Origin of the sequence: Streptomyces sp. NP-1717, assembly GCF_022695985.1 — a bacterium.
GTDB lineage: Bacteria > Actinomycetota > Actinomycetes > Streptomycetales > Streptomycetaceae > Streptomyces.
In genome coordinates, this window is sequence record NZ_JAAPBF010000200.1 from 1 (window position 1) to 13497 (window position 13497).

13 protein-coding genes are annotated in these 13497 nt (G+C 71.8%); 12 read left to right on the top strand and 1 reads right to left on the bottom strand.

Translation table 11 applies throughout. The annotated features are described in order from the left end of the window. From GXP76_RS28305 to GXP76_RS28360, 12 genes are all read left to right on the top strand, one after another. The coding region (locus GXP76_RS28305) for a tetratricopeptide repeat protein (protein WP_242574456.1) at positions 1–1926 on the top strand (1926 nt) is incomplete at its 5' end. Positions 1927–2066: 140 nt separating this feature from the next. Continuing rightward, positions 2067–3182: an alanine dehydrogenase gene (ald, locus tag GXP76_RS28310; RefSeq protein ID WP_242574467.1), complete on the top strand. Its 1116-nt coding sequence runs from the start codon at positions 2067–2069 to the stop codon at positions 3180–3182. A gap of 369 nt (positions 3183–3551) precedes the next feature. After that, positions 3552–4676 (top strand): ParA family protein, encoded by a 1125-nt coding sequence (locus tag GXP76_RS28315; protein WP_242574457.1) that lies wholly within the window; start codon positions 3552–3554, stop codon positions 4674–4676. Further along, the gene (locus tag GXP76_RS28320; RefSeq protein WP_242574468.1) at positions 4673–5266 is read left to right on the top strand and encodes a hypothetical protein; all 594 of its coding nucleotides are present in this window, start codon (positions 4673–4675) and stop codon (positions 5264–5266) included. Before GXP76_RS28315 ends, GXP76_RS28320 begins: the two co-directional genes overlap by 4 nt. 48 nt (positions 5267–5314) lie before the next feature. Beyond that, positions 5315–6490 (top strand): ScpA family protein, encoded by a 1176-nt coding sequence (locus GXP76_RS28325; RefSeq protein ID WP_242574458.1) that lies wholly within the window; start codon positions 5315–5317, stop codon positions 6488–6490. A 56-nt stretch (positions 6491–6546) separates the two neighbouring features. Next, entirely contained in the window at positions 6547–7122 is a 576-nt protein-coding gene (gene scpB / locus GXP76_RS28330) for an SMC-Scp complex subunit ScpB (protein WP_359815160.1), read from the top strand. Continuing rightward, the gene (locus tag GXP76_RS28335) at positions 7122–8312 is read left to right on the top strand and encodes a pseudouridine synthase (RefSeq protein WP_242574460.1); all 1191 of its coding nucleotides are present in this window, start codon (positions 7122–7124) and stop codon (positions 8310–8312) included. Before scpB ends, GXP76_RS28335 begins: the two co-directional genes overlap by 1 nt. Positions 8313–8427: 115 nt before the next feature. Next, a complete protein-coding gene (gene pnuC, locus GXP76_RS28340) occupies positions 8428–9081 on the top strand; it encodes a nicotinamide riboside transporter PnuC (protein ID WP_242574461.1) in 654 nt (217 codons plus the stop codon). Further along, entirely contained in the window at positions 9078–10160 is a 1083-nt protein-coding gene (locus tag GXP76_RS28345; protein ID WP_242574462.1) for an AAA family ATPase, read from the top strand. The genes pnuC and GXP76_RS28345 overlap by 4 nt, the downstream gene beginning before the upstream one ends. Beyond that, complete coding sequence (locus GXP76_RS28350; RefSeq protein ID WP_242574463.1) at positions 10157–10948, top strand: NUDIX domain-containing protein; 792 nt, start codon at positions 10157–10159, stop codon at positions 10946–10948. The genes GXP76_RS28345 and GXP76_RS28350 overlap by 4 nt, the downstream gene beginning before the upstream one ends. Next, complete coding sequence (locus GXP76_RS28355; protein ID WP_242574464.1) at positions 10945–12003, top strand: ADP-ribosylglycohydrolase family protein; 1059 nt, start codon at positions 10945–10947, stop codon at positions 12001–12003. Before GXP76_RS28350 ends, GXP76_RS28355 begins: the two co-directional genes overlap by 4 nt. Positions 12004–12006: 3 nt before the next feature. Beyond that, a complete protein-coding gene (locus tag GXP76_RS28360; RefSeq protein WP_242574465.1) occupies positions 12007–12849 on the top strand; it encodes a DNA polymerase beta superfamily protein in 843 nt (280 codons plus the stop codon). Here the strand turns inward: GXP76_RS28360 and GXP76_RS28365 are convergent. Then, on the bottom strand, positions 12790–13497 hold a 708-nt coding region (locus GXP76_RS28365; protein ID WP_242574466.1), incomplete at its 5' end, for a DNA polymerase beta superfamily protein. The genes GXP76_RS28360 and GXP76_RS28365 overlap by 60 nt on opposite strands.

The window sequence follows — 13497 nt, forward strand, 5'->3', positions numbered from 1 at the left end:
ATCGAGCGGGCCGGGCTCAACACCATCGCCGGGCGCCGGGCCGCCCACACCCGGGTCCTGCTCATCACCGGGCAGCGCGGCGCCGGGCGGACCGCGCTCGCACGGGAGCTGGCGCGCCAGATCGGGCGGCGCTACCCGGACGGGGTGCTGCACATCCGGCTCACCGAGCCGGGCGGTGAGCCCGTCCCCGTCGAACGCACCGCCCGCGACCTGCTCGGCGAGTTCGGCATCCCCGCACCGCCCGGCGCCGGTGAGGACGAACTCTCCGAGATGGTGCGCGCGGCGCTGGCCGAGCGCCGTGTCCTGCTGCTCCTCGACGACGCCCACGACGCCGAGCAGGTCGACCTGCTGCTCCCCGAGAACCCGGACTGCCTCGTCGTCGCCGTCGCGCGCGGCCCGCTCACCGGTATCCCGGACATCCGTCCGTGCACCATCGGCGGCCTGGACACCAAGTCCGCGATCGAACTCCTCGGCACCTTCACCGGATCCGTACGGATCACCGTCGATCCGCAGGCCGCAGAGTCCCTGGCGGAGGAGTGCGGCGGCCAGCCCGTCGCGCTCTGCCTCGTCGGCGGCTGGCTTGAAACCCATCCGAGGGTCTCGGTCGCCGACGTCACCAAGCGGCTGCGCACCGTGCCCGAGGAAGACCGGCTCCCGCGGGACGCCCGCCCGTCGGCGCGCGCCTTCCGGTTCGTGTACGAGGGGCTGCCGCCCACCACCGCCGCGATGCTGCGGCTGCTCGCACTCGCCCCCGCCGGATTCGCCGACGCCCACACCGCCTCCGCGCTGGCGGGCTGTTCCGTCGCCGACGCCGAGGCGACGCTGGACGACCTGGCCGCGCTGAACATGCTGCGCCCGGCGGGGGACCAGTTCGAGATCCCCGGCTCCCTCGCCCCGCTGATGCACGCGCTGATGGAGTCGCACGACCGCCCCGCCGAGATCCAGCTCGCCAGGGCCCGGATGCTGGAGCGGACCGTACGGCTCCTGCAGTCCTGCCGGGCCGTCACCGAGCCCGAGGGCTCACCGGCGCGTACGAGGCTGGCCACGCTGCCGCGCTCGGTGCGCTTCCCGACCGCGGAGGCCGCCGCCGACTGGCTGTCGTCCCGCAGGCCCGCCCTGCTGGCGTCCGCCCGGCTCGCGGTGGCCGACGGCGGACTGGACACCCTCGCCCGCAGGCTGGTCTCCGCGCTGGTCAGGGCGCTCGCCGCGCACCGGGGCACGGACGCGGCGGCGCCGGACCTGTACGGGCTGCACCAGCTCGTCCTCGGTGTCGCCGAGCGTCAGGGCCTGCACCGTGAGGAGGCCGCCGCCCTGCTGAACATCGGCGATCTGGACGCCCGGACGGGCCGTACGCACGACGCGCTGGCCCGCTACCGGTCCGCCCTCGACGCCGGAAAGGCCGCGAACGACCACTACGCCACCGGCCGCGCGATGGAATCCGTAGGGGCCGCCTACCAGGAGCTCCAGGACTGGCACCGCGCCTCCGACTGGTACGGCCGCGCCCTCGCGCAGCGGCTCAGCCGCGGCGAGCGGGCCGACGAGGCGCGGCTCTACGGCCGGCTCGGCACCGTCCTCACCTGCGCCGGACACTACGGCGAAGCGCTGCGCCACTGGCGGGCCGCCGCCGCGGGCTTCCGCAGGCTCCGGGACCACGGCGGCCAGGCCCGCGCGCTCAGCGAGGCGGCCGGGGTCCAGGAGTACGCGGGCCGCCCCGAGGAGTCGCTGCACACCTGTCAGGAGGCCGTGGAATGGGCCCGGCTGGCCGGGGACGTCCCTCTCCAGGCCGAGTTGGAGCTGAGGCTCGCGGACACGCTGGAGCGCCTCGGCGACCCGACGGCGGCCCGACTGCATCGCAAAGCCTCGGAACGTCTGCTCGCCACCGACTCCTCCGCCTACGAAATCCGTAGCACCTCGGCAGAAGATTGATGCTTTGCAAGGCTAGACAGCGGGAAGTCCTTCATTAAAACTGGCTTTGTCGTAAGTCAGCGATGCCTTCCGATGCGCCCTCGGCGTATGGGTTTGTAGGGCATTGCCCGAATACCCCTGAGCCAAGGACCGTGATCACCGTGCTCGTCGGCATCCCCCGCGAGGTCAAGAACAACGAGTTCCGGGTGGCCATCACCCCCGCCGGAGTGCACGAGCTCGTGCGCCACGGTCATCAGGTCGTCATCGAGCGGGACGCCGGAGCCGGCTCCTCGATCGCGGACGCCGAGTTCGTGGCGGCCGGCGCCCGGATCCTGCCCACCGCCGACGAGGTCTGGGCCACCGCCGACCTCGTGCTGAAGGTCAAGGAGCCGATCGCCGAGGAGTACCACCGCCTCCGCAAGGACCAGACCCTCTTCACCTATCTGCATCTCGCCGCCTCCCGCGAGTGCACCGACGCGCTGCTGAAGTCCCGTACCACCGCCATCGCGTACGAGACCGTCGAGACCGCGAACCGGCGGCTGCCGCTGCTCGCCCCGATGTCCGAGGTGGCCGGCCGGCTGGCCCCGCAGGTCGGCGCGTACCACCTGATGCGCTCGGTCGGCGGCCGTGGCGTGCTGCCCGGCGGCGTCCCCGGCACGGCTCCGGGCCGCGCCGTCGTCATCGGCGGCGGTGTCTCCGGCTGGAACGCGACCCAGATCGCGGTCGGCATGGGCTGCCACGTGACGCTGCTCGACCGGGACATCGACAAGCTGCGCGAGGCCGACAGAATCTTCGGCACCAAGGTGCAGACCATTGTCTCCAACGCGTACGAACTGGAGCGCGCGGTCGTCGAGGCCGACCTCGTCATCGGCGCCGTTCTCATCCCCGGGGCGAAGGCGCCGAAGCTCGTCACCAACGCGCTCGTCGCCAAGATGAAGCCCGGAAGTGTACTTGTCGACATTGCAATCGATCAGGGTGGCTGCTTCGAGGATTCGCACCCCACCACCCACGCCGAGCCGACCTTCCGGATCCATGACTCGGTGTTCTACTGCGTCGCCAACATGCCGGGCGCCGTACCCAACACCTCCACCTACGCGCTGACCAACGCCACGCTTCCCTACATCGTGGCGCTCGCCAACCTGGGCTGGACCGAGGCACTGCGCCGGGACCCGGCGCTCGCCAAGGGGCTGAACACCCATGACGGGCAGGTCACTTACGGTTCCGTGGCCGAGGCCCACGGTCTTCCGTACACCGAACTGGCCGCCGTACTGGCCTGACCCGTCAACGGCGTCCGTCAACCTCGCGCCCCCGGCCGGATCTTGCCAGGCAAGGTCCGGCCGGTTGTGTGTCCCGCCACTTCCGGACCTTCGTTCAACTCGCCTCGAACGTAACCCTTTAACCCTTATCCACCCGTGTGAATCGCGTCGACGGGGGGCCGTGCGCCCTTGACACAAGGGTGTTCGGTTGCCGACACATCGGGCCGGGTCCGGCGGATTGTGTTGCTGCGGAGTGGTGACACGCCATAGAGTCGCCAACCGTCGGCATGGTGCCACGCTGACCTATCGATAAGTTTCCTGGTCACGTCCAAGGAGGTAAGACGACTTGTGAATGAGTCGACATTTACTCCCGGGGGTGGTCAACCAGGAATGCCTGCGCTGAGCCACCAGAGCCCGTCGTCCGGGCTAGAGGCCGTCGGCTCCGTCGCTGTCCGCACCTTCACCACCCATCAGCACATGACGACAGCCCACCAGACGATGGACGGCCTACACGTGAACGCCATGGCCGGCAACGAGAGTGGCCGAGAGTCCACCCACCTCGCCGACTTCGACGACGTGCCCCAGGGGCACTTCTACGACCCCGACGCAGAGTACGAGCCCGACCCCGAGTACGCGGCCACCCTCGCGCCCGACGCCGCACGCCAGCGCCGCGAGCGAATCGGCCCGACCGGTCGTCCGCTGCCGTACTTCCCGATCCCGGGCCCGGTCACCGACCACGGCCCCGCGAAGATCATCGCCATGTGCAACCAGAAGGGCGGCGTGGGCAAGACCACGTCGACCATCAACCTGGGCGCCGCGCTCGCGGAGTACGGCCGGCGCGTGCTGCTCGTCGACTTCGACCCGCAGGGCGCCCTGTCCGTCGGTCTCGGCGTCAACCCGATGGAGCTCGACCTCACGGTCTACAACCTGCTCATGGAGCGGGGCATGTCGGCGGACGAGGTGCTCCTGAAGACCGCCGTGCCCAACATGGACCTGCTCCCGAGCAACATCGACCTCTCGGCCGCCGAGGTGCAGCTGGTGAGCGAGGTCGCCAGGGAGTCGACGCTCCAGCGGGCGCTCAAGCCCCTGATGCAGGACTACGACTACATCGTGATCGACTGTCAGCCCTCGCTCGGTCTGCTGACCGTGAACGCGCTGACCGCCGCGCACAAGGTGATCGTCCCGCTGGAGTGCGAGTTCTTCGCGCTGCGCGGTGTGGCCCTGCTCACCGAGACCATCGAGAAGGTCCAGGAGCGGCTCAACCCGGAGCTGGAGCTCGACGGCATCCTCGCCACGATGTACGACTCCCGCACGGTGCACAGCCGCGAGGTCCTGGCGCGGGTCGTCGAGGCCTTCGACGATCACGTGTACCACACGGTGATCGGCCGGACCGTGCGCTTCCCGGAGACCACGGTCGCCGGTGAGCCCATCACCACCTACGCCTCCAACTCCGTGGGCGCCGCCGCCTACCGCCAGCTCGCCAGGGAGGTGCTCGCCCGGTGTCACGCCGAGTGAGTCTGCCCGGGGCCGACGAGCTGTTCCGTACGACCGGGGGCATGGCGCTCCAGGCTTCCTCACCGGGGGACCGGCGGCGTACCGCGAACGGTGAGCCGCGGGTCCCGGCACCGGCAGGGGAGAGCGACCAGGGCGCCGACCAGTCGGGGGCCGCGCAGCCGGCGGCACCGGCACCGGCCCAGGAGCACTCGGCGACCGACGCGGACTCGTCGGCCACCTCCCGCAGCCGCGCCCCCGAGCAGGAACAGCAGCGCCGGCCGCAGGCGGCGCGGGACGGCGGCGCCGGCGGCGGCGCGGGAACGCCCACCGTCGGCCAGCAGGGCGGCCCGCAGGGCGGTCAGCGCCGCAGAGGGGGCCGCGGGGCCAACCGCCGCCCCAGCGGCCGCGAACGGCACGACGAGAAGATCACGGTCTACGTCTCCGCCGAGGAGCTGATGGACCTGGAGCACGCGCGTCTGGTGCTGCGGGGCGAGCACGGACTCGCCGTGGACCGGGGGCGGATCGTCCGCGAGGCGGTCGCCGTGGTCCTCGCCGACCTGGAGTCGCGCGGCGACGCGAGCATTCTCGTCCGGCGCCTGCGCGGGCGCTGAAGGTAGCCTCGGCGGGCCGAGCCCCCTCCTTCCGCCTCCAGGACCGCCATGCCGCCGACCGACGACTCCGCAGCCCGCTCGTCCCGCCGTGCGCTGGGGCGCGGGCCGGGGGCGGCCGGCGCGGCGGCGCGGCCCGCGGTGCCGGAGCCGGTGGCGCCGGAGCCCGTGGTTCCCGAGCCGGCGAAGCCCGAGCCGGAGCCCGTACCGCATCCGGAGCCCGATCCCGCCGTCGTACGCGAGGCCGTGCCGGTGCGTGTACCGGAGCCCGCCGCGGAGCCGGACCCCGAGCCCGTACCTGCGCCCGACCCCGACCCCGAGCCCGTACCGGTGCCCGACGCGGACACCGGTCCCGTAGCGGACGCCGACGCGGAGTCCGAACCCGAGCCCGACGACGGGCGGTTCACCGTACGGCTCGCGAACTTCGAGGGGCCCTTCGACCTGCTCCTCCAGCTGATCTCGAAGCACAAGATGGACGTCACCGAGGTCGCCCTCTCCAAGGTCACCGACGAGTTCATGGTGCACATCCGCGCCATGGGCCCCGACTGGGACCTCGACCAGACCACTGAGTTCCTGGTCGTCGCCGCCACGCTCCTCGACCTCAAGGCCGCGCGCCTGCTGCCGTCCGCCGAGGTGGAGGACGAGGGCGACCTGGCGCTGCTGGAGGCCAGGGACCTGCTCTTCGCCCGGCTGCTGCAGTACCGCGCGTACAAGCGGATCGCCGACATCCTCAGCGCCCGGCTGGACTCCGAGTCCCGGCGCTACCCCCGTACGGTCGGCCTGGAGCCGCACCACGCCGCGCTGCTCCCCGAGGTCGTCATCAGCATCGGCGCCGAGGGGTTCGCCCGTCTCGCGGTCAAGGCGATGCAGCCCAAGCCCAAGCCGCAGGTCTACGTCGACCACATCCACGCGCCGCTCGTCTCCGTGCGGGAGCAGGCGGGGATCGTCGTCGCGCTGCTGCGGGCGGCCGGCGAGGTGAGTTTCCTGACACTCGCCGAGGACGCCCCGGACACACTCACCGTCGTGGCGCGCTTCCTCGCCCTGCTGGAGCTCTACCGGGAGAAGGCCGTCGCCCTGGACCAGGACGAGGCCCTGGGGCCGCTCATGGTGCGCTGGACGGGCGGGGACGACGACGAGTCGCCGAGGGTGACGGACGAGTTCGACCGCCCGCCCGACACCGTGACCGACCCGAAGGAACCGAAGGACGCGAGCGAGGAGAAGGCGTGAGCGAGGACCGTACGGTCGCCGACCTCGAGATCAAGCCCGCCCTGGAGGCGGTCCTCATGGTCGTCGACGAGCCCGCGACCGAGGATCACCTGGCCAAGGTCCTGGACAGGCCGCGCCGGGCCGTCGCCGACGCGCTGCGCGAACTGGCCGACGAGTACACCGTCCAGGGGCGCGGATTCGAGCTGCGCCTCGTCGCCGGCGGCTGGCGTTTCTACTCGCGCCCCGAGTACGCGGAGGCCGTCGAGGGCTTCGTGCTCGACGGCCAGCAGGCCCGCCTCACCCAGGCCGCCCTGGAGACCCTGGCGGTCGTCGCCTACCGCCAGCCGGTCAGCAGGTCCCGGGTCTCGGCCGTCCGCGGAGTGAACTGTGACGGGGTCATGCGGACCCTCCTCCAGCGAGGTCTCGTCGAGGAGGCGGGAGCGGAACCCGAAACAGGTGCGATCCTGTACAGGACGACGAACTATTTCCTGGAGCGGATGGGCCTGCGCGGTCTGGACGAGCTTCCGGAACTCGCGCCCTTCCTTCCGGAGGCGGACGCGATCGAGGCCGACACCCTGGAAGGCGTTCCGTCGTTCGATCCGGACGCACCGTACGCCCCGGAAACTCACGCAGACGACAAGACGGACATTTGATGCGAAGCAACGGCAGGAACAGCGGAAGCGGCAGCGGCAGCGGGAATCGGAGCGGCGGCGGCCGGGGAGCCGCCGGCGGCAAACCGCAGTCGAGGGCCGGTGGCGGTCGCGGTGGCAGCGGGGGGACCGGTGGCCGGGGGAGCGGCGGCGGCGGTGCGCGCGGCGACAAGCAGCAGAAGCGTGAGGGCACCCCGCGTCCCGAGGAGCGCCGTTACGACGTCGGGCGCTCCGGTGGCCCCGGCGGCGGCCAGGGTGGCGGTCAGGGCGGCTCCGGAGGCAGCCGTGGCGCCGCGGCGCGCGGCGGCGCCAAGGGCGGCCCCAAGGCCCCGAGCGTCGCGGCCAAGCGCCGGGCCCAGGGCAAGCCCGCCCGCCCGCGTGAGCTGGACGCCAAGATCGAGCAGCGCAACCGTGACCGGTACGCCGACAAGCCGGAGATCAGGACCCCCAGGACGAACCCGGGCGCCGAGCAGGAGGGCGAGCGGCTCCAGAAGGTTTTGGCGCGCGCGGGCATGGGTTCGCGCCGCGCCTGCGAGGAGCTGATCGAGCAGTCCCGCGTCGAGGTCAACGGTGAGATCGTCGTCGAGCAGGGCATGCGCGTCGATCCGCAGCACGACGAGATCAAGGTCGACGGGCTGACCGTCGCCACCCAGTCGTACCTTTTCTTCGCGCTGAACAAGCCGGCCGGTGTCGTCTCGACGATGGGTGACCCCGACGGCAGGCAGAACCTGGGCGACTACGTCACCAATCGCGAGACGCGTCTGTTCCACGTGGGCCGGCTGGACACCGAGACCGAGGGCATCATCCTGCTCACCAACCACGGTGAGCTGGCCCACCGCCTCACGCACCCCAGGTACGGCGTCAAGAAGACGTATCTCGCCGCGGTCCAGGGCCCGTTGCCGCGTGAGCTGGGCAAGCGGCTCAAGGACGGTATCCAGCTGGAGGACGGCTACGCGCGCGCCGACCACTTCCGCGTCGTGGAGAACACCGGCAAGAACTACCTGGTCGAGGTCACGCTCCACGAGGGCCGCAAGCACATCGTGCGCCGCATGCTCTCCGAGGCGGGCTTCCCCGTCGAGCGGCTGGTCCGGACGTCGTTCGGCCCGATCCCGCTGGGTGACCAGAAGTCCGGCTGGCTGCGCCGCCTCACCAACACGGAGGTCGGCATGCTGATGAAGGAAGTCGGTCTGTAGCCGCACCGATCCCGCACCGAGTGACGAAAGCCCGTGGCCCGAGGCCGCGGGCTTTTCCGCTTGTGTGGCGCGCCCGTGCACCTTTATAGTCAACATGACCATTAAGGAGGCGGGCGTGAGTCTCGCGGATTTCCTCGAACCCCTGCAGCGGCCGCTCGTGACCGTTCTCGACACCCCGGTGAGCTGGACCGAGGTGCTCGGCTTCGGCAGCGGAGCGCTCTGTGTCTGGCTCGTCGCCCGCCAGCACCTCGCCAACTGGCCGATCGGCATCGCCAACAACCTGTTCTTCATCCTGCTGTTCACCCAGGCCGGCCTCTACGCCGACGCCGGACTGCAGGTCGTCTTCATCGCCCTCGCCGCGTACGGCTGGTGGACCTGGACCCACGGGGGTGGACCAGGCTCCGCGTACCTCCCGGTGCGGCGCACCTCGCGCACCGAGTGGGGCTGGCTGCTCGCGGCGGGGGCGATGGGCACTCTCGCCCTGACGCTGCTCCTGGACCACCAGACCTCGTCGACGGTGCCGTTCTGGGACGCCGTCACCACCGCGCTGTCGCTGATGGCCACCTACGGGCAGTGCCGCAAGCGCCTGGAGTCGTGGTGGCTGTGGATCGCGGCCGACATCGTCTACATCCCGCTCTACGCGCACAAGGACCTCTATCTGACATCGATCCTCTACGTCGGCTTCATGACCCTGTGCGTCGTCGGACTGCGCAACTGGTCGCGCGACCTGCGTACCCGGCCGGCCGAGCCGCTGGAGGTCGCGGCGTGAGCGGGAGGTACGAACACGGCCTGGTCCTCGGCAAGTTCTACCCTCCGCACGCGGGCCACCACCATCTGGTGCGGACCGCCCGGGAGCGCTGCGAACGGCTCACGGTGCTCGTCTGCGCCGCCTCGGTCGAGTCGGTGCCGCTGGCCGACCGCGTCGCCTGGATGCGCGAGGTCCACCCGGACGTCCGCGTCCTCGGCGCCGTCGACGACACCCGCATGGATCTGCGTGACCCGGCGATCTGGGAGGCGCACATGGCGGTCTTCCGCGAGGCCGTCCCCGAACCCGTGGACGCCGTCTTCACCTCCGAGTCCTACGGGGACGAACTCGCCCGCCGATTCGGCGCCGAGTCCGTCCTCGTGGACCCGGACCGCACGCTCCACCCCGTCTCGGGAACCGCCGTCCGCAAGGACCCGGTCGGCTGCTGGGACCACCTCGCCCCGCCCGTCCGGGCCGCGCTCACCCGCCGCGTCGTGGTGCTCGGCGCCGAATCCACCGGCACCACGACCCTGGCGCGCGACCTCACCGAGCACTTCCGGGCGCGCGGCGGCGTATGGGCCCGCACCCTGTGTGTCGCCGAGTACGGACGGGAGTTCAGCGAACGGAAGCTCGCCGCGCTGCGCGAGCGGTGGCCCGGCGCGCAGTGGGAGGACGCCGAATTCACCACCGGGGACTTCCCGTTGATCGCCGAGCGGCAGAACGAGTGGGAGGAGTCGGCGGCCCGCGCCGGCTCACCCGTCCTGTTCTGCGACACCGACTCCTTCGCCACCACCGTCTGGCACGAGCGGTACGTGGGCGGACGCAACCCGCTCGTCGAGGAGATCGCCGACCGGGTGCCGCACCATCTGTGGCTGCTCACCGGTCACGAGGGCGTCGACTTCGAGGACGACGGACTGCGCGACGGCGAGGAGCTGCGGCCCTGGATGACCGGCCGGTTCAGAGACGAACTGACCCGCACGGGGCGGTCGTTCATCGCGCTCGACGGGCCGCGCGAGAAGCGGCTCGCCGACGCGGTCGCCGCCGTCGACGCCCTGCTGGACCGGGGCTGGTACTTCGCCGCACCCCTGCCGGAGAACAGATGACACCCCGACAGCCGCCCCCGTCCCCGTCCGCGTCTCCGGAACCGCGGCCACGCGCGCCCGAGGACTACGACCCCGCCGACTTCGAACCGTTCGCCGTCACCGTCGACCTCGCCGTCTTCACGGTCCGCGAGACCAGCCTCCACGTCCTGCTCGTCGAACGCGGCGAGGAGCCCTACCTGGGCCACTGGGCGCTGCCCGGCGGCTTCGTACGGCCCCGCGAGTCCGCCGGGCAGGCGGCCAGGCGTGAACTCGCCGAGGAGACCGGCCTGTCGCAGGACACCGTCGCCGGACTGCGGCTCGAGCAACTGCGCACCTACAGCGACCCTGACCGCGACCCCCGGATGCGGGTCGTGTCCGTCGCGTACACCGCGCTCGTGCCCGACCCGCCCGAACCGCGCGGCGGGGGCGACGCCGCCCAGGCCCGCTGGACCCGCTGCGACGACGGCGGACCCGGCCGGCTCGCCTTCGACCACGGCCGGATCCTGGCCGACGGCCGGCGCCGCATCGGGGCCAAGCTCGAATACACCTGCCTCGCCACGGAGTTCTGCCCGCCCGAGTTCACCCTCGGCGAGCTTCAGCGGGTGTACGAGACGGTCTGGGGGGTGGTGCTCGACCGCCCCAACTTCCGCCGCAAGGTACTCACGTCACCCGGCTTCGTCGAACCGGTCGACGGCCCCCCGCGCCGCACCGGCGGCCGGGGCAAACCGGCCGCCCTCTACCGCGCCGGTGGCGCCACCGCACTCCACCCGCCGCTGCTTCGACCGGAAGGACGGACCACCACACCATGACCTCCTCGACCTCCTCGACCTCCTCCGAGCCCACCGTGACATCGGAGAACAGCGCGAAGAGGGCCGCCACGGGCGCCATGACCGGGCTGGCGCTCGGCGACGCCCTCGGCTTCCCCACCGAGTTCAACGACGTGCCCTCGATCCTCGCCAAGTTCGGCCCGTGGCGCGAGATACCGCTGCTCGATCCCGCCGTCGTCAGCGACGACACCCAGATGACGCTCGCGCTCGGCCGCGGACTGCGCACCGCCATGGGCCGCGGCCCGCTCGGACCGCTGCGCCTGACCCGGCCGGTGCGAGAGGAGTTCGTGAATTGGTTCCACGACCCGCAGAACAACCGGGCCCCCGGCAACACCTGCATGACGGCCTGTCAGCTCCTCGACAGCGACCGTCCCTGGCAGCAGGCGAGCCGGATCGGCTCCAAGGGCTGCGGCGCCAACATGCGGGTCGCCCCGATCGGGCTCGCCCCCGGCCTCAGCGCCGAACAGCGCTCCGGCGCGGCCCAGTTGCAGTCCGGACTGACCCACGGCCACCCCACGGCACTGGCCGCCTCCGACCTCACGGCGCACGCGGTGCACCTGCTGGCGCGGGGAACCGAACCGCTGGGCCTGGTGGGTCTGCTGCGCAGTCACGCGTACGAGAACCGGTCCCGCTACCACCACGCGTGGCTCGGCGACCTGTGGACCCACAGCCAGGACCCGACGCCCGAGCACTTCATCGAGCGGGGCTGGGACGAGTGCCTGGCCGTGCTCGAACGGCTCGGACGGGCCCTGCGCGCACCGTCCCCCGAGACCGACCCGTGCCTGGCGACCGGCGAGGGCTGGATCGCCGAGGAGGCGTTCGCCACCGGACTCCTGTGCTTCCTGCTCTTCCCCGAGGAGCCGGTCACGGCGCTGCGCCGGGCCGCCTGCACCAAGGGCGACTCGGACTCGATCGCCTGCCTGACGGGCGCGTTCGCCGGTGCCCATCTCGGGGCGGACGCCTGGCCCGGGGAGTGGGCGGACCGCATCGAGTACCGCGAGGAGCTGCTGGAACTCGGAGCACTCTGGGACGCTTGATCCATGCGTATGGATGACGAACACGTTGCGGACGGCGCCCCCTTCGGCGATCCGATCGACGAACCCCCGGCGATACGGGCGCGGCGCCTCCTGAGGGCCGGGCTGCCGACGGCCGACCTCGGCACGGCCCTCGCCGAGGAGACCGATCCGCTGCTGTTCGCCACCGTCTCCGGCGCCCACCTCTACGGCTTCCCCTCCACCGACTCGGACGTCGACCTGCGCGGCGCCCACCTGCTGCCGGTGGCCGAACTCATCGGACTGCACGAGCCGGACGAGACCCGGTCGCGGATGTGGGACAGCGACGGTGTGGAGATGGACCTCGTCAGCCATGACCTGCGGAAGTTCGTCCGCATGATGATGCGGCGCAACGGCTACGTACTGGAACAACTGCACTCGCCGCTGATCGTGCACTCCACGGAGGCGCACCGGGAACTGCTGTCGCTCGCGCCGGGCGTGCTGACCGGCCACCACGCCCACCACTACCGGGGATTCGCCGCCACCCAGTGGCGGCTCTTCGAGAAGACGGGCGAACTCAAGCCGCTGCTCTACACCTTCCGCGCGCTGCTCACCGGCGTCCATCTGATGCGCAGCGGCGAGGTGCAGGCCCATCTGCCCACACTGATCGCCGAGGTGAGCGCGCCCGGCTATCTGCCCGATCTGATCGAGGCCAAGGCCGAGGCCGAACACGGCGCGGCGACCGGTCTCTCCCCGACGCGGCTCCAGAGCGACGTGGACGCGCTCCACGAGGTCCTGGCGGACGCCAGGGACCGGACCCGGCTGCCCGACTCACCGGCCGGTTACGAGGCCCTCCACGACCTGGTCGTCCGCACCCGCCTGCAGCGCTGACGCCCGCCGGGCGCGGATCACGAAGTCCTCGACCCGCGCCCGGTCGGGCTCGGCGGGCAGCGCGGAGCCGGCGAGCGCCCCGTCGGCCTCCTCACCGAGGCGGTTCATCCGCCGCTCCACCTCGGGCCACGGGACCTCACCGCGCTTGACCGCGAGGAGCGGCTCCCGCTCCTCGCCCGCGTCGACGACCAGCCGCCCCGTACGCAGCAGGTCGCGGCAGCTGCCGAGCAGTCGCAGCAGATGCATGGCGTGCTTCCAGCGGGGCTCGCCGTGCCGCCGGACGTCCGCCTCCAGCTTCCTGCGCTGGCCGATCGCGTAGCGGACGAAGGTCTCGTGCGCCTGCCGGGAGAGGAACGCCTCGCGCAGGGCGAGGAGTTCGCGGCCCGTGTCGTCCACGTGCTCGACCAGTGGCGAGTGCAGACATTCGAGCACGTTGGGGTTGCTGCGCAGCGCCAGCAGACAGAACCGCTCCAGTTCCCAGGAGAACTGCTCCTCGGCCGGTCCGTCGACATGCGTCGGGGGCTTCTCGAAGCGCCAGTACAGCGGCGTGGGCGCCAGGAACACACCCCGGCGGTCGGTGTCGCTGTCCTCGGTCGCCAGCCCGAAGGCACGGGAGCCCATGACGCACGCGTAGACGGTGTGGTCACG